Annotated in this window: 14 protein-coding genes; 10 read left to right on the top strand and 4 right to left on the bottom strand. The window is 45.7% G+C overall.

Features of this window, described 5'->3' with window-relative positions:
- Positions 1 to 20 precede the first annotated feature (20 nt).
- Complete coding sequence (locus ACX9NY_RS09860; protein ID WP_472478402.1) at positions 21 to 1,367, top strand: glycoside hydrolase family 30 protein; 1,347 nt, start codon at positions 21 to 23, stop codon at positions 1,365 to 1,367.
- A 113-nt stretch (positions 1,368 to 1,480) separates the two neighbouring features.
- Here ACX9NY_RS09860 and ACX9NY_RS09855 read toward each other — a convergent pair whose 3' ends face one another.
- Positions 1,481 to 1,888, bottom strand: a complete 408-nt coding sequence (locus tag ACX9NY_RS09855; protein ID WP_244660886.1) for a hypothetical protein — start codon at positions 1,886 to 1,888, stop codon at positions 1,481 to 1,483.
- A gap of 307 nt (positions 1,889 to 2,195) precedes the next feature.
- Between ACX9NY_RS09855 and ACX9NY_RS09850 the strand changes: the two genes are divergently transcribed.
- Positions 2,196 to 3,185, top strand: coding sequence for a CgeB family protein (locus tag ACX9NY_RS09850; protein WP_472478400.1), 990 nt, complete (start codon positions 2,196 to 2,198; stop codon positions 3,183 to 3,185).
- A 56-nt stretch (positions 3,186 to 3,241) separates the two neighbouring features.
- Positions 3,242 to 4,330 carry a glycosyltransferase WbsX family protein gene (locus ACX9NY_RS09845; RefSeq protein WP_472478398.1) on the top strand — a complete coding sequence of 363 codons (1,089 nt, stop codon included), beginning with the start codon at positions 3,242 to 3,244 and terminating at the stop codon, positions 4,328 to 4,330.
- Between the two features lie 26 nt (positions 4,331 to 4,356).
- Here the strand turns inward: ACX9NY_RS09845 and ACX9NY_RS09840 are convergent, their stop codons facing one another.
- Entirely contained in the window at positions 4,357 to 5,202 is an 846-nt protein-coding gene (locus ACX9NY_RS09840) for an AraC family transcriptional regulator (RefSeq protein ID WP_339302608.1), read from the bottom strand.
- Positions 5,203 to 5,324: 122 nt separating this feature from the next.
- Between ACX9NY_RS09840 and ACX9NY_RS09835 the strand changes: the two genes are divergently transcribed.
- Positions 5,325 to 6,782: an alpha-L-fucosidase gene (locus ACX9NY_RS09835; protein WP_342572922.1), complete on the top strand. Its 1,458-nt coding sequence runs from the start codon at positions 5,325 to 5,327 to the stop codon at positions 6,780 to 6,782.
- Positions 6,783 to 6,904: 122 nt separating this feature from the next.
- On the opposite strand, the gene ACX9NY_RS09830 is transcribed toward ACX9NY_RS09835, so the two are convergent.
- Positions 6,905 to 7,834 (bottom strand): carbohydrate deacetylase, encoded by a 930-nt coding sequence (locus ACX9NY_RS09830; RefSeq protein WP_339260951.1) that lies wholly within the window; start codon positions 7,832 to 7,834, stop codon positions 6,905 to 6,907.
- 360 nt (positions 7,835 to 8,194) lie between these two features.
- Between ACX9NY_RS09830 and ACX9NY_RS09825 the strand changes: the two genes are divergently transcribed.
- Complete coding sequence (locus ACX9NY_RS09825) at positions 8,195 to 9,580, top strand: exosporium glycoprotein BclB-related protein (RefSeq protein WP_339260953.1); 1,386 nt, start codon at positions 8,195 to 8,197, stop codon at positions 9,578 to 9,580.
- A 130-nt stretch (positions 9,581 to 9,710) separates the two neighbouring features.
- On the opposite strand, the gene ACX9NY_RS09820 is transcribed toward ACX9NY_RS09825, so the two are convergent.
- Positions 9,711 to 10,145: a hypothetical protein gene (locus tag ACX9NY_RS09820; protein WP_339260955.1), complete on the bottom strand. Its 435-nt coding sequence runs from the start codon at positions 10,143 to 10,145 to the stop codon at positions 9,711 to 9,713.
- Between the two features lie 1,002 nt (positions 10,146 to 11,147).
- Between ACX9NY_RS09820 and ACX9NY_RS09815 the strand changes: the two genes are divergently transcribed.
- The 5 genes from ACX9NY_RS09815 (at position 11,148) to ACX9NY_RS09795 (ending at position 21,718) form a co-directional block, all read left to right on the top strand.
- Positions 11,148 to 16,397 carry a S8 family serine peptidase gene (locus tag ACX9NY_RS09815; RefSeq protein WP_472478395.1) on the top strand — a complete coding sequence of 1,750 codons (5,250 nt, stop codon included), beginning with the start codon at positions 11,148 to 11,150 and terminating at the stop codon, positions 16,395 to 16,397.
- A gap of 200 nt (positions 16,398 to 16,597) precedes the next feature.
- Positions 16,598 to 17,359: a YheC/YheD family protein gene (locus ACX9NY_RS09810; protein ID WP_472478393.1), complete on the top strand. Its 762-nt coding sequence runs from the start codon at positions 16,598 to 16,600 to the stop codon at positions 17,357 to 17,359.
- Between the two features lie 187 nt (positions 17,360 to 17,546).
- On the top strand, positions 17,547 to 18,719 hold the full coding sequence (locus tag ACX9NY_RS09805) for a GntR family transcriptional regulator (RefSeq protein ID WP_339261411.1): 1,173 nt from the start codon (positions 17,547 to 17,549) through the stop codon (positions 18,717 to 18,719).
- 221 nt (positions 18,720 to 18,940) lie between these two features.
- Complete coding sequence (locus ACX9NY_RS09800; protein ID WP_472478391.1) at positions 18,941 to 20,242, top strand: glycoside hydrolase family 125 protein; 1,302 nt, start codon at positions 18,941 to 18,943, stop codon at positions 20,240 to 20,242.
- A gap of 96 nt (positions 20,243 to 20,338) precedes the next feature.
- Entirely contained in the window at positions 20,339 to 21,718 is a 1,380-nt protein-coding gene (locus ACX9NY_RS09795) for an extracellular solute-binding protein (protein WP_342572930.1), read from the top strand.
- The last annotated feature ends 24 nt before the right edge of the window (positions 21,719 to 21,742 follow it).

Here is a 21,742-nt window from a genome sequence, read left to right as displayed (position 1 = left end):
GAAATATGAAGGAGAATCTTATGACTACATTCAAAATGTACAAATCCACAGGAGAAGATGAATTATTTGTATCCGTGTCCTCGGATCAATGGCAACCTCTTGCCCCTGAACTGGAGACAACCACCATCCATCTGAATGATCAGCTAACGTATCAGGAGATGGACGGATTTGGTGCTTCTTTTACGGATTCATCTGCCTATTTGATCAACCAGATCTTGAGTGAGGAGCAGCGGGAAGAGGTTATGACCCGGCTGTTCCATCCTGAGAAAGGTATTGGGCTCTCGGTCATACGTAATCCGATGGGCGCTTCGGACTATGCGAGAACGGTATACAGTTATAACGATATGCCAGAACAGCAGACAGATCCAGAATTAACCCGGTTCAGTATTATGCATGATGAAGAGGACGTTATTCCGTTAACGCAAAAGGCGTTAGCATTGAATCCTGAACTGAAACTGTTTGCTTCACCATGGAGTGCTCCCGGCTGGATGAAAACGAGCGGATCGATGATTACCGGACAATTGAATACGGAATGGTATCCTGTTTATGCCGAATATTTCGTGAAATACATTCAAGGGTATAGAGAGCATGGATTACCGATCCATGCCATCACACCACAGAATGAGGCGCTTTATGAACCAGGGCATTATCCCGGTATGTTGATGCAAGCCGAAGCGCAAGCGGATTTTATCAAAAACCATCTCAAACCAGCCTTTGTTCGTAACGATATTCAAACCAAAATTCTCTGTTACGATCACAACTGGGATCAACCGGACTATCCACTTACTGTGCTGGAACAAGTGGGAGAGGCAGTGGACGGCGTAGCCTGGCACTGGTACGGTGGCGATGCATCAGCTCAAACGAAGGTATACGAAGCCTTTGCTGGCAAAGAAGTGCACTTCACCGAAGGCTCAGGAGGGGAGTGGATCCCGCCATTTGAACAAGCCTTCTCGAATGTGATGAGAACGGGGATTCAGATTCTGCGCAATTACAGCAAGTCGTTGGTACTTTGGAATATGGCTCTGGACGAGAACAATGGGCCTACGGTTCCTGGTTTTGGCCGCAGTACGTGCCGTGGGATCGTGCAAGTGAATCAGCAGACGAAGGAGCTTACGTATACACTCGATTATTATGCCCTGGCACACTTTAGTGCCTTGATTCGTCCAAAGGCTGTTCGCATTGAATCAACGTCCAGTGATCATGCGATCTGTTCCGTGGCTTTCAAAAATGTAGACGGTTCCGTCGCACTAGTCCTCTTCAATGATGGAGATGGGACGGGTAACGTACAGGTCAAGCTGCGTGACGATACATTGATGAAGTTTCAGCTGGAAAGCAAGAGTGCCTTGTCTGTATTAATCAAAGGTTGATCAATGGATGAAGTTATAAATAGGTTTCATCAGTAACGAAAGCAAAAGAAGCGACGTCCGGAGAATACATGGACATCGCTTCTTTTGCTGACATTACCTGTGGATGGATCACCTTATAAAGGTTGAATGGCAAGATTGGGCGTTCCACTACTCTCATCAACGAACAGAATATATTGATTGCCAGCGGTCCCCGTTAAGACTAGACCGGGTTGACCTGCCACACCAGGATTGTAGTACCTGAGCTGCTGTACAATCGGCAGAGCTACTGGAAGCACTGGTTGATTAAGTGCCATTAATTGTGTAGTAGCCTTGACGCTGTCTCCAGCTTCAATAACACCGCCTACACCCAGATTATTAACGATAGAGGAGCTGGCATTGATTTGGAGGCTGCCTGCTACGGTCTGGCTACCATTGACCTGTAGATCAACGCCAATGGTTTCATTACCATTGACTTGCAGATCCTGATTAATGGTCTGATTACCGGTGACAAGGATACTATCAAATGTTGGCAATGAGATCATCTCCTATATAGTATTCTTATATTCTATGAGGACAAGATTTGAACCGACCCGGGTGACTACACATTATATGTACGAGATAAAGCCCGTTTTACATGATGAGCCAGTGAAGCCATTAATAGAAGAAACCATGCCACTATTTCGTGCATATTGTAGCCAGAGAATGTTTTCGTACGGAACGGGAGGGTTTGCTATCCGAAAGAAGTCCAAAATGCAGGTTAAGTCTATAAAGAAGAATCGTTCAGTTCACGATGCAAACCAGTTATTTCTGAGACAGATGCATGCAGTACTGAACAGAAAACTCAAATCCATGCGCAAACATATGGCAGTACAGCAGTTGGATCTCAAGCAACAATGGTTGAAAATGATGCAGGAGGAACATGCAACTAATCGAGTAAAGTCCAAAGTGATCTATAAGGAGTTAAATGTGCTTCTGATTACACCGTGTAATGACCGGGAAATGTCATCACATTGTGTACTGATTGAACATAGCCTTAAACATCTCGTGAGGCATGTAAATGAGATTAAATATATAGAATCCGTTTCAGCCAGTCTGTCTGCTATGGAGGTTGACCTGATTCTGATTGTTGGAAGTGATGAACAATTGCCGAATGAGAATATCACAGCTTTAAAAGAATCAACCGCCAAAAAAGCAATTTGGTTGTCCCCGAATCAAAATGGAAGTCAGAGCGAAGCCATATTGCCATGGTTTGATCACGTGTTTGTGCAGCATTCATGGTCAATAAGCGACCCGTTGCATCTGGCAGGCTCTGCTCTTAATGAACTATTAATGCCCCCTGATCCCCATATTTTCTGTCCGCAAGCTGTTCCCCCGGAGTATGAATCGGATGTTTATATCATCGGGGATGCAGAACCGGATGGCATCATCACAACTTTTGCCAAATCGGGTCTTCTGGATAACAAAAACGTTCGGGTGGACGGGAAGGGGTGGACTCCGCTTGGGGATTTCTATCCCGTTCAAAGACATGAAGCTCGTCAGATGTTGTATAACGGAAGCAAACTGATCATTCATAGTGGAGAATCAATCAAACATTTGATGGAAATTGCCACATGCGGGACGTTTCAGCTCATAGGGCCATCGCTGAATCAGAGTAACATGGTAGACCTTGGTATCTTTCAGCAATACACTTCCGGTGAAGAACTCATTCAGAAGTTTGAATATTACTGGCAGAATATTGATGCAAGAAGACTGGCCGCTAGCCATGCTCTGGCATACATGAAATACAATCAATCCCATCTGCAAAAAACACTGCGACTATTGGATATCATTTTTATATAACCATCAAGAATCTCGGGTATATGCTGTATCATGTTGCTCCATTGGAGGCGTTCTGATTGAAGGTAATTGCTCTGCATCTACCCCAGTTTCACCGGATTGAGGAGAATGACCGTTGGTGGGGGGAAGGTTTTACTGAATGGACCAATGTAAAAAAAGCCACTCCCCTATATTCGGGTCATCATCAGCCGAACCAGCCATTTCAGGGGAAATATTATGATCTTTCCGATCCGGATGTGCGAAAGTGGCAAGCAGAAACAGCCAACCAGCATGGCATTTATGGATTTTGTTATTATCATTACTGGTTCAAAGGCAAACGATTGCTGGAAAAACCGGTGAATGAAATACTGAGCAGTGGAGAGCCTGATTTTCCATTTTGTTTGTCTTGGGCCAATGAAACATGGACGAGAAAATGGGATGGCCAGGAATCGGACATTCTCATGGCCCAGAATTATGGGGATCAAGATGATTGGGAAGAGCATTTTAATTATCTGGTAGAGGTATTTAAGGATAAACGATATATTCGAGTCGAAGATAAACCGCTATTTCTGATCTATCGGCCAGCAAGCATTCCTCGATGTGAGGAAATGATACAGTTTTGGCGTGAATTGGCTCTGGAGCATGGCCTGAAAGGGATCCATTTTGTGCAGACCATTGGCGGGTTCCCTACATTTATTCATCAGATCTTTGATGCAAGTATGGAATTTGAACCACATTACACGTTTGCACATGGACATATGAATGGAATCTGGATCGAAATGAACATTGAGGGTCGGCAGCATATTGCTGTGAATTACGACAAAGTATGGTCCTCCATTCTGGAACGAACACCTCATCGTAACGGAGAAATGATCTATCCAGGTGCTTTTGTCAATTGGGATAATACACCGCGAAGAGGCGTTGACGGCCAGAGTACGCTAGGGTCAACCCCAGAGAAGTTTGGGATATATCTGGCGAGGCAGATGGAGAGAGCGAGGACAGTGTACAATAGTGAATATCTCTTTGTTAACGCCTGGAATGAATGGGCGGAAGGGGCATATCTTGAGCCGGATCAAAAATATGGTTACGCTTATTTGAGAGAACTCAAAAAAGTAATCCAGCAAGAGTTGTTGAACAGAAACAAGTCTGTGGGAGGGAGTTCCGAATGAGGGAACTCTCTCTTAATTGCGCTTGTTCATAAACCCTGTTTCGTAGTCAGTACTGTTGTTTGTCTACGGTACTCCGTAGGTGTGAGCCCTGTATGCTTTTTGAATTGTCTGGAGAAATAGTACAAATCACTGAAACCGAGATGCTCTGCGATGGCGGTGATTGTGTTCGGGGTGCAGGTCAGTAATTCCTTGGCTTTATCGATTTTTTTGCCAGTAATGTAGAGGATCGGAGGAAGGCCAATCTGCTGCTTGAAGAATCGAATGAAATAATTCGGATGCATGTAGGCAATCTGGGCCAGATCCTGAACTGAAATATTCTCTTCAATGTTGGAATCAATGTAAGCCAGAATGGTGGATAGCTTCTCCATAACCGGTACGTTAATAAAAGAGATCTGATCCAGATCGAGATTCATTATATAGTGGGACAGTAACTCGGTCAGTTTGCTCTTGGCCATCATATGGGCATAGACTGAGTCGGATTTTGCATATGCAAGGATACTGCTGAAAATCCCCTGAATCAACTCAGGTTGATCCAACGTGCAGCTATTCGGAAATTTCAGAATTTGGAACAAATTGATTCCTCCAACCTTTGCACTAAAGTGACACCAATATTTGAGAAAAGGACGGTCATTAATGGCAGAGTAGGATTGTTTGATTCCTTCCGGCATTAAAATAAGCTGATTAGGCGTAGGGTAAAACTCTTCGTTCCCAATCTTGAGCCAGCCTTCACCTTCACATATGAAATAAAACTTGCTGTAATCGGGTGTATAATCCAGATCTCTCCAATCGATGTCGCAACGATTATAGTTGACCATGAATAATTCAACTTGCAGATTGGACAGATAGTTTGTAAGCAACGTTTGGTGGTTCATGTTATTCATCTCCATACAAGGTTAGTATTGTCCATCTAAAAGTTAGTGTTCTGCATGTTTAACCTGTGGCCTTAACACTACAATACAAGTGCAGACGATAACGGAGGGAATGAGAACAGTTCATGGACAAAAATGAATATTTGCAACAGATCGAAGCAACAATTGAGAACGGTAAATTTAAGGACAACTGGAGTTCGCTCAGCGCTTTCCAAGTTCCAGAATGGTACCCAAAAGCGAAATTCGGTATATTCATCCACTGGGGGCTGTATTCCGTCCCAGCTTATGATAGCGAATGGTATTCGCGAAATATGTATATTCAAGGCTCCAAGGCTTATGAACATCACCTTGCGGTGTATGGACCTCATAAAGACTTTGGCTATAAAGACTTCATCCCGATGTTTCGTGCAGAGAAGTTTGATGCCGATGAATGGGCAACTTTATTCAAACAGGCCGGAGCCAAATATGTTATGCCTGTAGCTGAGCACCATGATGGTTTTCAGATGTACAAGAGCTCTATCTCTCACTATAACACATATGAAATGGGCCCCAAACGAGATATTCTGGGCGAGATGAAGGTTGCATATGAGAAGCAGGGATTAACCTTATGTGTATCGTCCCACCGTGCGGAGCATTGGTTCTTCATGTCTCACGGGAAGGAATTCGAGTCAGATATTCAAGAGCCCCTGAAACGTGGTGATTTCTATTGGCCTGCCATGCCAGAACCGGATCATCATGATCTGTATGGTTCGCCTCCGACCGAGGAGTATCTGGAAGACTGGTTGATTCGTTGCTGTGAACTGGTAGATCAATATCAGCCGAAGGTATTCTATTTCGATTGGTGGATTCAAACGGTTGCATTCAAACCCTATTTGAAGAAATTTGCGGCCTATTATTATAACAAAGGTGAAGAATGGGGCGAGCCTGTTGCGATCAATTATAAACATGAGGCCTATATGTTTGGCAGTGCCGTTCCGGATGTGGAGCGCGGACAGTTCGCTGATCTCAAGCCTTATTTCTGGCAAACGGATACGGCTGTCGCTAAAAACTCATGGTGTTATACGGAAAATAATAACTATAAAACGGCCGAGGAGATCATTCGGGATCTCGTCGATATTGTAAGCAAGAACGGAAATCTTCTGCTGAACATTGGCCCCAAAGCAGACGGCAGTATACCGGATGAAGATCGCGACATTTTGCTGAGCATCGGCAAGTGGCTTGAAGTGAATGGAGAAGCGATCTATGACACGACATTCTGGCGTACGTTTGGCGAGGGTCCAACCGAGGTGAAGGAAGGGCAATTTACGGATGGGGATACCAAGGCGTTTACGAGTGAAGATATACGGTTTACGATAAAAGAAAGCAGTCTGTATGCCACGGTTCTTGCCTACCCGGATAACGGAGTGATTCACATTAAATCGCTGAAGGAAGGTTCTCATCATTTCCAAGGCGTTATTCAAGACATTCAGGTACTTGGATACGAAGAAAAACCGCAATGGGAGAGAACTACGGACGCACTGACAATCACAACGACAACTGTGAAGAGTAATGCACCGATTGTTTTCAAAATTGAATTGGATTAATCTCAAAGATCATTCTCAATACGGTTATTATAAAAAGGGCGCATCCAGGAGTATTGTTCTCATTGGATAGCGCTCTTTGGGTTGTTTAACTTTTGCAGTAATAATCAATATTCTGCAATGACTTACACTCTTCTCCGGGTTCGAGCGGTAGACAGGCGAGACTTGATACCTCGTTTTTTGAATAATCGAGGTGTTTTTCGTTTGCGTTTAACTGCACGATTCGGGTTGTGACGGGAAGTTTTCTTATTTATGGGTTCTGGTGTTGATGGACGTATGGGGAGTTCACATGGTTCCTCCGGTGATTTTTTCAACGCTGTGTAGTTAACAGGCAAGATATTCAATGCCCGCATCGTACGGGGAATTTCCTCGTTCATGAACACGGCAAGTTCCCGCTCACGAATGTCCGTCCATTCCGAAATCCCAAGCAGAATATCATCCACATAGCCGGGGTGACATACAATCTCAGTGGTTCCTTCTTGCAGCGTAAACAAATGATGAAGCAGTCGCTGCAAGCCTTCATTGTCTCCATAAGTATCCAACAATATCATCTCGGTCATTCGGGGGACAGGCGCTTGGGGAATGGAATGAACGATCTGAGATTTGCGGAGTGGTACATTTTCCCGAATGGCTTTTTCTGCCATAATTTGATATATCATGGGATCGTTCTGATGCAGCAAATGATGGGCATCCAAATGTGTAGGGTAACGGAAAGCTTCTATAAACCGATTCCATTGTGCATCAAGTTCTTTGATGATATCAGCGGGATCTCGTACATATACACTATTTCCGTTATGAAAAGAACCATCTTTTTTCACTAAAGAAGATACGCTTCCCGGATCGCAAACAGGGCATCCGTAGGTGAGGTTGAAATGCAAACCGATCCCGAAATCAGGTAGCGACTGTGCAGCATGCACTGCATGATCAAAGCCAGGCATATTGACCATCATCGAAGTACTCGTAATTCCTCCTGATTGATAAGCTTTAATAATGCCTTCGTTAATGGCAGGTGACAATCCAAAGTCGTCTGCATTAATAATTACTTGCCTGCTCATGTCCAGTGATCCCCCTCCCTCGGATTGAAAAAATCGAATAGTATCTAGCTAATATATTAAAGGAACAAACAAGGGGATCGTACATTCGCACAGGTTTGCTAAAAATCTTGCTCTTATCAAATCAATACATGACCGTTTCGTCGAATGTGTCAAATTCAGTCTAAACACTGCAAAGTAAGGATGTATGTCCATCCCTGGGGAGAGATATTCAGTTCATATTGCGAATATAATTCACGTAAGTGCTGTCAGTATGGCTCAAACAGACTTGGTATGAAGTAATCTCAGCTGCACAATATCGCGGAAGCACAATGGCGTTATGGGTATGTTTACTCGGACTCACTAAGGAGGCGATTCCGTCAGATGAAGCCAAAAAAACGTATAAAATTTGGTGGAAACATATTTAAGAAAAATAGAGGAGGAGAGGAACATCACAAGTGCTTTGAAATCGAAGCTGAATTGCTTTTCAAGCTGATTGGCGAGTTGAAAGGAGCCATTGTACAGGTTTTTGCCAATCCGACTTCACACAATGTTTCGCTTCTGATCGAGGTGTTGCGTAAATTACTGGCCCTGATTCATCACTCGGATTTGAAAAAGGGAACCCGCGCAGACCTCGAAGCAGTCTTGGAGCTCACAATTGTATCTGCAGAGGCTGTTCCATTCTCTCCAATTAGTGTGGCGACCAATTTGCAACAATTGCTGGATGTGCTGCTCTCTGTTATTTTACAGGGGAATATCGATTCGGCTGAAAAAGATCAACTGGTCATTTTGATTCGGGCAACTGAATTGGCTATTACTACAGGGCTAAGAAACATTGGGAGTCAAGGTCCGGCTGGACCTGCAGGGCCTGCGGGTCCTCAAGGCGTACCTGGACCACAAGGCCCGGCAGGCGCTGCCGGACCTCAAGGTAGTGCAGGACCTGCTGGTACACCGGGAACAGCAGGTGTCACGGGAGCTACCGGCGCAACGGGTGTGGCAGGCCCTGCGGGTGGTGCAACAGGAGCGACAGGTGCAACGGGGAGTACTGGAGCTGTTGGTGCAGCAGGTGTTACAGGAGCAACAGGTGATCCTGGTGTAGCGGGTGCCACGGGAGTGACAGGTGATACGGGTGCAGCCGGAATTGCGGGAGTAACCGGGGCTACAGGTGCCACAGGTGATACGGGACTGACCGGCGCAACCGGGATTACGGGAGTAACTGGCAGCACTGGCGTAACAGGCGCTACGGGTTCTGGAGCTATTATACCGTTTGCTTCTGGCGGACCTGCCATATTGACAACCATTGCTGGTGGACTGGTAGGAACGACAAGTCTCATCGGTTTCGGAAGCTCGGCAACCGGAGTCAGCATTCTGGGTGGCACGATTGATTTGACGGGGACGGTTGTCGGCCCACTCATTAACTTTGCGTTCTCTGCCCCACGTGATGGCGTGATCACTTCCATCGCGGCCTATTTTAGTACCACAGCAGCCTTGGCCTTGGTCGGTTCAACGGTGACCATCACCGCGCAATTATTCAGTTCACCTACTCCGGATAATGCATTCACTGCGGTACCAGGGGCCATCGTTACACTGGCGCCGCCACTCACAGGTATTATTGCTTTGGGAAGCATCTCCAATGGCATAACAACCGGATTGGCGATACCGGTGACAGCAGAGACACGTCTTCTGCTCGTATTCTCCGCGACGGCAACTGGACTCAGCCTTGTGAATACCGTTGTTGGTTATGCTAGTGGTGGCGTAAACATTACATGATGCGATATACATTTTGATCTGGGGCCGACTCAATCGTTTCTTTCAAAATTATAAAATAACCCCATGACTCATGAGAGCCATGGGGTTTGAACTTTTTATACATAGCTGTGATATCTGTTACTATCAAGCATTAGTAGTAAATGTCATAGCTTCCACCATAACTATTTGGTGAGTAAGCTACAATTTTATGATAACCATACAAGTTACCAAGTGTAATGCTTTTCGTTCCAAAATCAGACACGATTACTCTTCCACTTCCCTTCAGATTTCCACTCATATCTTCAACATTAAACACATATTCCCCTGTTGTAAGAGGATTAAATCTAAAGGTGACACTTCCACTCAAGTATATATCGGTACTGTATCCTCCATTGAAATATTCTCTTATGGGATTTTGAACAAAAATATTAATATCTTGTGCTTGGGACTGTTGTTGTGTCTGAACTTCCTGGGAGGAAGGGGGAGTTACCGTATGAGCTTCATCAGCGAATACCGCTGGAACAGATGCTAAAAGCATCGCCATGGAAGAAAGAGCTGCAATTGCTGTTTTTTGATATTTTTTCACAATCAAACATCTCCTTATGGTATATAAAATTTAAAATAGAGTAGAGTTCGTACTTGTCACAAAGACAAAAGATCAATAGAGCAGTAGCTTTCCTCACAGTCATTTCCTAGGATGAGAGTAAGGATGATCTGGCGCCAAATGTATGTTACAAGATAATCGTACATTTTATTCCAAATATATACAATAACGTTTGCAGGATTTTCTATGCTTTTTTTGTTAAATATATACTTTATTCATATATAGTTCACAAATTAACATTTATTAGATCGAATGATTACGGAGAAGAGCCCCGCGATTCAAACGCACGATGAACGAAAAAGGTAACAGCAGGATAGATGTCTACTTGACCTCTTGGTTTGAATAGTAACCTTGACCTTCAAAAAGTAGTTTCATAGAACTACTAAATTTGATCATTTAGCAGAATGGAATGCATAATTACGAAAAAATAGTATGAACGCGTAAGCGACATGAGACACATAAAAGCATTTAATAGGCTTATTTTCTATATTTTTCAATAAAAGTGCTTGTATATATCGAATAATGATTCTATACTATACCAATAAAATCCAATTAAATTCCTAATTGACTATTATATGTAATTTAAATATTTGCACACTCACTCGAATCACGATCGAAAGTCATATTCACCACTCCTTAGAAAGCGTTCTGCTAACGCTCCTGATTACCCTTCCATATGAATGCTTATAGACATTCACTCTCGTCGCATAACTCAAACATCCAACCTATTACACTCGCGTCTTAACCCTTGAGGTATCAAATCTCCTAAACTTCCAAGTGAAAAAACATAGATGAATCGGTGTGTCTCTTCTGACTCATATTGTCCCTAATTCCCTAACCAAACCTGTAAAGGAGGTGAGGCTTTATGTGAAATCCAGGGCGTTTATTCCGTCCGCAATCAAGGTTAGTCTACCGTTTTATTCTGCAGAGAAGGGCATATGTACCAGACTAAATTACAAAACCGGGTAAAGGGAGTGGAAAAGTTTGATAAAGATTAATCGGTTACGCAAGCCCATCTCTATAGGGCTCTCGCTTCTCCTTGCATTTTCGATCATTCATCCGGTTTCAGCTGAAAACTCCACATCATCCAAATTGGATATGAAATCTGGACTTGCCAAAGTTTCGGAGGTCAAAGTAAACGCCAAGTTGACCAAAGAATTTGAAGGTAGTGAATATGTTACCTATCTGGTGAAAATGAAGGAACAGGTGGATACAGCAGCAGTCTCCAAGCAGGCCCTCGAAAAGGCGACTATCGCCAAACAAACGCCTTCAGCCACAAAGCTGTCCGTTCGGAATTCAGTCGTCAGTTCTCTGCGAGAAACGGCCTCACGTACACAATATCCATTGGAAACTTATCTGGAAAAGGAAGTTGACCTGGGCAAGGTCAAAGAATATAAAAGCTATTTTATTGTCAATTCACTGGCAGTGACGAGTACCAAAGAAGTCATGGAACAGATTGCGCTGCTGCCTGAGGTAGAGAAGATTCTACCGAATGAGACACGATACTTACAGAAAGCCGAAGTGAGTAAAGAACCGGCGAGTGCGGCACCAGCCAAAGATGCTGTGCAAACGCCAGCTAAAGACGCTTCAGTCGGAGTCAAAGATAAAGAGCCTGCTGCAAAGGACAAGCTTGCAACAGAGAACGTGGAATGGAACCTGGATTACATCAATGCGCCAGCCGTATGGGATCGGGGCATCGATGGAACGGGGATTGTCGTTGCCAATCTCGACAGCGGTGTGGACTATACCCACCCTGCGCTTCGCAGCAAATGGCGGGGACTGGATGCTTCGGGCAATATTGTTGATCCCGAACTGAGCTGGTATGATCCGCACAGCAATGCTTCGCTTCCTGCGGACGGAGACGGACATGGTACTCATACCATGGGTACGATGGTTGGCTCGGAACCAGATGGTACCAATCAGATCGGGGTTGCTCCCGGTGCGAAGTGGATAGGTGTACGGATATTTAATCCGGAAACAACAGATGCCATTATTCTGGATGGCGGACAATGGTTGATCGCACCGGTGGATGCGGAAGGTAATCTGCACCCTGAACTTGCACCGGATGTCGTCAACAACTCATGGGGCGGAGGCGCAGGACTGGATGAATGGTTCCGGCCGATGGTGCAAGCCTGGCGTGATGCTCAGATTTTCCCGGAATTCTCTGCAGGAAATGTGAGACTGGGTAACCCGGGCGGACCTGGTTCTGTTGCTAACCCGGCCAACTATCCTGAAAGTTTTGCTACAGGAGCAACGGATATCAACGGAAATCTGGCTTCGTTCTCCCTGCTGGGTCCATCTCCGTATGGCGAGATCAAACCGGAAGTATCTGCCCCTGGTGTCAATATCCGTTCAGCAGTTCCGGGTGGTGTCTATGAGGGAGGCTGGAACGGAACGTCAATGGCAGGCCCGCATACCACTGCACTTGCTGCACTCCTGCTTCAGGCCAACCATTCCCTTACGGTGGATCAGCTGGAGCAGATCATTACAGATACGGCCACACCGAGAACAGATAGTCAGTATCCGACATCTCCTAATAACGGCTACGGTCACGGCATTATTAATGCGCTTGATGCTGTGGGTTCTGTACTCGAAGGAATCGGCACAGTATCCGGCAGAGTCGTTACAGCCGGAGATGATCTGGAAGAGCCGGTACTGGAACACACACCTGTCAATTCAGCCTTTACAGGCATTGATATTCCATTAACGGCTCATGTGACAGATAACGTCGCGGTAGTCTCCGTCGAGGCTTTTGCCAAAACGACAGGTACCAACCAGTACGTCTATCTGCCGATGAATCGGATTGCCGGAGATAGTAAAGATGGAACTTACACAGCAACCATTCCTGCCTTTCTCATTGAGCCACAAGGTGTGGAGTATTATATCCGCGTGAATGACTATGGCAATAACGGATTCGATAGTCAGGTATACAAGGTGGCTGTCTCCAATGGTGTTCAACCCGGATATCTTCAGGATTTTGAAGAAGATCAGCTGGGCTTCACCACTGGCGGTACGGGAAGTACATGGGTATGGGGAGCACCAAGCAGTGGTCCTGGAAGTGCATACTCCGGTGACAAGGTGATTGCAACCAACCTGCAAGGTACTTATCTGGCGAACAGCAATGCATATCTGCTTGCGCCGCCAATTGATCTTACTGAGAGCCCGGAAGGCGCGTTATTGTCTTTCAAACACTGGTATGATCTGGAGAATAACATCGACTTTGGCAAGGTATATATCGCTTCCGAGGATAGCGATTATGTGTTCGAAGAGTTGTTAAGCTTCACGGGTACGGGTGGTAACTGGAAGAAACAATATGTGGACCTTCGCGCATACGCGGGTCAGCAGGTATTTGTCAAATTCAATCTGACCAGTGATAACTCGGTGCAGAAGGCTGGTTGGTATATTGATGATTTTGCAGTTGAAGAATTGGATGAGCTTGCACCGGGAGCTCCTGCTGGATTGACTGCAACTGCTGATATTCTCGGCAACGTAGCCTTGAACTGGACTGGAGCGAGTGATGAGGATCTCGAATCCTATGTCGTATATCGTTCCACAACCGCAGGTACAAGTTATGAAGCTATTGGAAGCACGACAGGAACAACGTTTACGGATACAACTACAGTTACGGATTCGACCTATTACTATGCCGTTGCTGCACTGGATTATAGTGGCAATGAAAGTGACAAGTCGAATGAGGTCTCCATTACAGTGGAGGTGCCTGAGGATATCTACATCGATCACTTCGACGGCAGTGATGATAATGGCTGGACTCATTCGGGAACCAAAGATGAGTGGGAACGCGGCATTCCGGTAACGGGACCTGCCAGCGCCGTTTCTCCGCCGAATGTGTGGGCAACTGATCTCGACAATACGTATGAGAATGGCTCCAACTATTCGCTCGTATCCCCAGTTATTGATTTGACGGATGTATCCGAAGGAACACTCACGTTTAATCATTGGTACGAGATTGAGAGTGGATACGATTATGGATATGTGGAAGTCACCAAAGATGGTGGAACAACATGGTCAGAACTGGGCAAATTCTCACATAGTACAAACGGTAAACAATGGACACCGGTATTTTATGATCTGGATACACTTACAGGCAATGAAGTACAATTCCGGTTCCGTCTGACTTCAGACAACAGTGTTGTGAAAACAGGTTGGTTCATTGATGATTTCCGTGTACTGGGTGTTGCGGTGGAGACGGTTACAGAGGACAATGCCGTCGTGCTTAACAGTGACAAACCAAAACCGTCCTATGATAACCCATGGTACAAAATTACGCGGACAGACAAAGCGGAATTCAACAAAACGAAACAGCAACAACCGGAAGTCGAAAAACCAGGCGCAGGTTCGGTTAATCCACAAAGCCTGCCTGCAAGTGCAACGGTTACCGTACTGGAAACCGGACGTTCGGTGAAAACGGATTCGGCTACAGGCAAGTACAGCTTCACACACGTAGCAGGTGATTACACATTAAAAGCTGAGGCGTATGGATATTATCCTCGTACCCAGCAGGTGACAATCACCGATGGCAGTGGAGCCAAAGCCAACTTTAATCTGGAGGCAATCCCTCATGGACAGATTGAAGGTGTAGTAACGGATGAGCGGACAGGACAACCACTGGCTGATGCTTCCGTTCTCGTGGTGGAAGATGCGAATGTAGGTGAAGTTCACACAGGTTCAGATGGCAGCTTCGTTATTCAGGTATTGGAAGGAAGCTACACTCTATCCATCCGGGCTGCGGATTATTACAGTAAGACGGTTACTGTGACTGTACCTGGTAATGGTACGGCAGAGGCGAATGTTGCCTTGAAGCCGTTCATCGGTTTTCCAGGGGAAATTGCTTATGATGATGGAACAGCAGAGAACGCACGAGCTTTTAACGCTGCGGATAACGCTTGGGCAGTTCGAATGACACCAGAGCTGGAGACCGCACAACTGACGGGTGCATCGTTCCGCTTCTGGAACACCGAATGGCCTGTACCTGGAGGTACAGCGTTCCAATATGCCGTCTATGATGCATCGGGTGCTGGCGGAGCTCCGGGACGACAACTAGCTGGACCATTTGACGGTACTGCACTTCGTAACGATCAATGGACAACCGTTGAATTCCCAGAACCGGTCATTGTAACGGGTGATTTCTATATCGTGTATGTACAGAGCTTAGCTGGAACTAGCGCTCCGGGACTCGCTACCGATGAGGATGGTCCAAATGCAGGTCGAAGCTGGCAGCGAGTAGGTGGGGCGTGGAGCACTTCACCTGCAGAAGAAGGTAACTACATGATTCGTGCAGTTGTGAGATATCCGGTAAATGCACCTGTGCTCACAGCACCTGCGAACACATATACGAATCAATCAACTTTCACCGTGTCGGGAACCTCTCCGGCATCCGGCGCTCAGATTAAGATCTACAACGGCAAAGATCTGGCTGGTACAACAACTGTCGCAAATGGGAAGTTCTCATACGGTGTGAAACTCCGTTCTGGGATTAATGCGATTACGGCCGAGGCTGTGGTGGACGGAAAAACAACCGACCGTTCACTGCCCGTTGTCATCATTTTGGATCAAACCAAACCACAGTTGACCATCACGAGCCCGACGGAAGGAAGCCGGATCAACACGGAAGTTGTTCATGTAACAGGTAATGTCGTGGAACAATTCCTCGATAAGTTGACTGTTAACGGACAAACCGTACAAGTGGGCAAAGACAGAAGCTTCAGTCATCGCGTATTGGTTAACGAAGGCGAGAACACGATAACCATTACAGCAACCGATCTTGCTGGCAACAAAACAACGGTAACCCGCACCGTATACGTGGAAACGGCGTTGCCAGAACTTACGAATATTACGCCAGCTGAAGATGTTCGAATCACATCAGGGGAGATTGTCACCGTATCGTTTGACAGTAAACCTGGACTGCAAGCATCTTTCCGGATTCAGTTACCGCTGAATCTAAATGCCCCAGGGGCAGGAGAGATTCCATTGGTGGAGACTGAGCCAGGTCGTTACACGGGTACGTACACAACACCTTCATCCCTTACTCTTGAGGGTGGAGTCATTGTAATTCGTGCTCAGGATGCAGCTGGCAACAAAGTAGAAGCCGAAGCAGCTGGACGATTGTTCGTCAGCGCAGCACAGGAACAATCCAATCCAGAACCAGATTCGAGTCCTGAAGTGGACGAATCCAATGAACCTGCTCCATCGTCTGCTGAGGGTCTTCAACCTTAATTATTCAAAGTATGTCATGGAAGATAACTGTATTTAGCACATTGAAGCAAGAAGCCGATAAGCCGAGGTATCCTGGCTTGTCGGCTTTTTGTTATATTCTCTTTTCATAGCTGACGCCTAAGATTAGTTCGAGCAAAATGCATATACTGCATGGTTTGCAGCATTAGGATTAACAAATACGATGACAGGAGGAGTGAACTGTGGGAGTTGATGCAGTACAACGATCCCAACCGTTACGAAGTAAATGGCTCAAAACCAAAATGTTGCTGAATAACTCGGCGATCAAACCATTTATCCCTGATACACAACGATATAGCCAATCCAACTTGAAGACCATGCTGGAGAAATATAGGATGGTATATGTCAAACCCGAGATAGGCACCTTTGGAATGGGAGTCATTAAAGCTGAAATGCACAATCAGCACTACTTCGCCTACCAGATTGGTCAAAAGCGTCTGACGTTCAACAGCTTTGAGTCATTCTATCGAAGCCTGACCCATAGAATTAAGCAAAAAAGCTATCTCATTCAACGAGGTATCCATCTGCTGCAACATAATAACAGGCGCTTTGACATTCGGGTAATGGTTCAATTAAATCCCGGGCAGGCGTGGGAAGCGACAGGGGTCATAGGCCGACTGGGTCATCCAAAGAAAATTGTGACCAACTACCATAGCGGTGCGAAGCCAATGAGCATTCATACGTTGTTGAGATCCCATGCCTCTGACAATCGGATTAACGAATTGATCCAGGAGATGAATCACCTGGGCATCCATATCGCTCGGCACATGCGGAAGAAATACACGCGTTTGAGAAGCATTGGGGTGGATATCGGGCTTGATCGAAGTCTGACTCCATGGATTATTGAGGTAAACGCGAAGCCAGATCCCTATATATTCAATCAGTTAAAGGACAAGACAATGTATCGCAAGGTGATTCGATATTATCGTCAGAACGCACTATAATGAATGACGATGTCAAAGCGAATTCAGAAAATCATGTGAAAATAAATATGTGAAAATGAAGCATCCATCGGGATGCTTTTTCTTTTGCTTGCATATGACAGCAGGGAAGTATTCTCCTTTCTTCACATTAATGATATAACATGATATATTAGGATGTAGAACATGAGAAGTATGGGTATTTATGGAGGTGCTTGTATTGGGGAAAGACTCGGCATCCAAGCCGATGTATGAACAGATCTTTGAATCCTTGCGCGAACGGATACAGCTTCATCAATATCAAGTGGGTGAGCGTGTTCCTTCGGAGAAGGAATTATGTGATGAATTTGGAGTTAGCCGGATTACGACGAAAAAAGCGCTTGAGATGTTGGCGAGTGAACAATTGATTGTACGTCAGCCGGGACGGGGTTCTTTTGTAGCCGATACGGCAGAGGGTATGCAGGAAAGACCTAACAGACCTGCTCCGCATGGTGCGGTTAAAGATCCAGAGAAGAAGCTGCTCATTGGTCTGGTCATTACCAACTTCAGTGATATGTATGGTACAGAACTGTTATATGGCATGGAAGAAGCTTCACGAGAGCATGATTGTTTTCTCGTACTTAGACGATCCTTCGGGATTCCCGAGCAGGAGGAACGCAGCATTCAGGAACTGCTGGAACTGGGTGTGGACGGATTGATCATTTTCCCTGCACAGGGTGAATATTTCAGCGATGAGATTCTTAAACTGGTCGTGAACAAATTCCCGTTTGTTCTGATTGACCGGTATCTGAAAGGCATTCCAGCTTCTTCGGTCAGTACGGATAACGTAGGGGCGGCGAGAGAAGGGATGAATTATCTGTTCCACCTGGGTCATCGACACATTGCTTTTCTTACACAGCCTCCGGCCAACACCACACCGATTGAAGAACGAATTGAAGGGATCATTGAGGCACATCATGATCAAGGTGTGCTGGTGAACAGAGAATTGTGGTTGGAATCTTTTCTTTCGACATTGCCTAGTGTGTTCGATCCTCAGGTCGAGGTCCGCGATGTGGAGACACTGGTAGAACATTTGCAGAAATATCCGGAGATTACTGCACTCTTTGCTGCGGAATACCATATTGCTTTGCTTGCAGAACAAGCAGCCGCTCGGCTGGGTCTGAAGATTCCGGAAGATTTGTCCATCATTTGTTTTGACAGTCCAAACGCTGCCGAAGGAAGCCGTGTAACACATATGCGACAGAGTCAGTTTGATATGGGGAAACAAGCATTCGAGATGGTGCTCCAAAATATGCAGAACAACGAAATGGCAGTGAACAGGGTTGTTTTGCCTGCCCGATTGGTGAAGGGGAAATCAACGAGTATAGTGAAACAAAAGGGTTAATTTTAGCGGCCTATATTCATTGAGTGTAATCAGAGACTTCGTGAAAACGAGGTCTCTTTTTGGTATGGATAAAAAGGGAAACATCACCTTGATTGGTATATTATTTAGATTAAAAAATGATAATAACATGCTAATATACAAATAAATATATTGACATAACATTATATTCGTTTTAGGATGATGAAAGCGGTTAATAAACTGGATTACATAAGGAGGACAACATGCTGACACCCAGAGAAGATCAAGACATTTCCCCCTCGATATACGACATGATTGATCGAGTTAACAAACGTATGCCGGATTATCCGGAACTTAACCAAATGTTTAAAAACTGTTTTACCAATACGATGGCGACTACCATTCAGCGCAAAGAAGATGGAACAACTTTTGTGATTACGGGAGATATCCCTGCCATGTGGTTACGTGATTCTGCTGCACAGGTCAGACCGTATCTGGTTCTCGCTTCAGAGGATGAAGATATCGCCGACATGATCGCTGGACTGGTTGAACGGCAACTGAATTATATTCTCCTAGACCCTTATGCAAACGCTTTTAATGAGACAGAGAGTGGGAAAGGACATCAGGAAGATCTAACGCAGATGAATGATTGGATCTGGGAACGGAAGTATGAGATTGACTCTCTGGCTTATCCAATTCAGCTCAGTTATCTCCTGTGGAAGAACACGGGAAGAACAACTCAATTCAATGATACGTTCCGCAAAGCAACCCAGATTATCATGCAGTTATGGCAAGTGGAGCAGCATCATGAGACGAAATCACCCTACACGTTCCAACGTCTGGATGCGCCCGAAACCGATACGCTCAGTCGAGATGGACGAGGTACTGAAACAGCTTATACAGGCATGACATGGTCGGGATTCCGTCCCAGCGATGATCGCTGTGAATATGGTTATCTTATACCATCCAATATGTTCGCCGTTGTGGCGCTGAGATATCTACAGGAAATTGCCGAAGTCGTGTTCGAGGATAAAGGGCTGTCAGCAACTGCTCAGCAGTTGGAGGAACAGATCAACCAAGGTATTCAGGATTATGGTACTGTCGAACATCCGGAATATGGCACCATATATGCGTACGAAACCGACGGGAAAGGCAATCACAATCTGATGGATGATGCCAATGTACCAAGCCTGCTGTCTTTACCTTATCTCGGATATGTTGATGAGAACGACGAGGTGTATCAGAATACACGCCGATTCATTCTATCCTCACACAACCCGTATTTCTATGAGGGAACAGCAGCAGCTGGAATCGGTAGTCCACATACACCGGATGGGTACATCTGGCATATCGCTTTATCGATGCAGGGGCTGACTACAACGGATCGCAACGAAAAACTGCGATTGCTCCAGCTTATCCAACAGACGGATGCGGGCACCGGACTTACCCATGAAGGCTTTTCGGCTAACGATCCACATGAGTATACCCGCCCATGGTTTTCATGGTCTAACATGCTCTTTAGTGAACTGATGATGGATTATTGCGGATTCCGCGTAGAGAAATAGGATTACGCACAGAAATAGATAGGAAAGCAAGAGAGAACCTGCGAGTACATCATAACGTTCGGAGTTCGTTGAATTCCGACAAGAGGAGAGCGAACCATGAGAAAAATATCTTTGAAAATGCCGGTAGCAGCAGTTATGACATCCTTGCTCATTCTAACGACAGCCTGTTCAGGCGGAAGTTCAAGTACAGGCACAACCAGTGATGGCAAGAAGGAAGTAACCGTATCGTTCCGTTCTTCAGGATCTGAAGATACACTTACGAAGTTTTTCAAATCCGGATTGGTGGATCAATTCGAGAAAGAAAATCCGGATATCAAAATCAACATTGCTCCTGTATTGGCAAGTGAAGGTGATTATACGTCCAAAATGGTTTTGCAGATGAAATCGCCTGACACGGCGCCTGATGTTATTGCCGAAGATACATCCATTATCAAATCCGATGCTGCTGCGGGATATCTGGAGCCGCTGGATACACAGGTTCAGGGCTGGTCCGATTGGGAAGAACACATCATCGACAACCTGAAGGCAGGGGTTACGGGTGAAGATGGCAAGGTATACGGTGTTCCGGCTACCTCGGATACACGCGGGATCTGGTACAACAAGGAATTGTTTCAACAGGCAGGTCTGGAAGTTCCATTCAAACCTGCAAGCTGGGCAGAAGTACTCGAAGCAGCACGTACCATCAAGCAAAAACTGCCAGGTGTGACACCGCTTAATATGATCGTGGGCAAAGCAAACGGTGAAGGGGTTACCATGCAGACGCTGGAAATGCTGCTCTATGGTACGGCGGATACGCTGTATGACGATACCAGCAAGAAATGGGTCGTGAACAGCCCGGGCCTTCTGGATTCTTTCAAATTCATAGATCAAGTGTTCAACACGGATAAAACAGGTCCGACTATGCAGGTCGCCTTGAATGGACAAGCTGGCAGTATTGCATTCCAGCAACAGTTCCCGCAAGACAAACTGGCGATGGCTGTAGATGGTAGCTGGGCAGGTTCGACATGGGCCGAGAACGGTGCTGCTCCAATTGCCAACGTCGAAGAGAAAATAGGTTTTGCGCCATTCCCTACACAAAATGGGGAAGCACCTGGAGCAACGACGATGTCTGGAGGATGGGCCTGGTCTGTTCCTGCACAAGCGAAGAACAAGGAAGAAGCTTGGAAATTTATCGAGTTTCTGATGAATAAGGAAAATGCGACTGCACGCGTAATAGCGGAAGGCAGCCTCAGTCCACGTAATGATTCCACAGAAGTTGAAGGGTATACGGATCGTCCATATACCAAAGAAGCACAGGAACTCTTGAATGTGGCTCACTTCCGTCCGGCGAACGATCAGTATGCAACGGTATCCGCACAATTGCAAAGTATCGTAGAGAGTATTGCCTCTGGCAAGCTGACGCCGGAAGACGGAATTACGCAATTGAAGGACAACGTATCCCGCTCCCTTGGCGCGGACAGCATCGAAGAGAAATAAGGATATCGATATATTCGGAGGGGG

The organism is Paenibacillus sp. CB74, assembly GCF_055687625.1.
The sequence above is the reverse complement of the archived record's forward strand: the minus strand, read 5'-3'. Positions and strand labels throughout refer to the sequence as shown.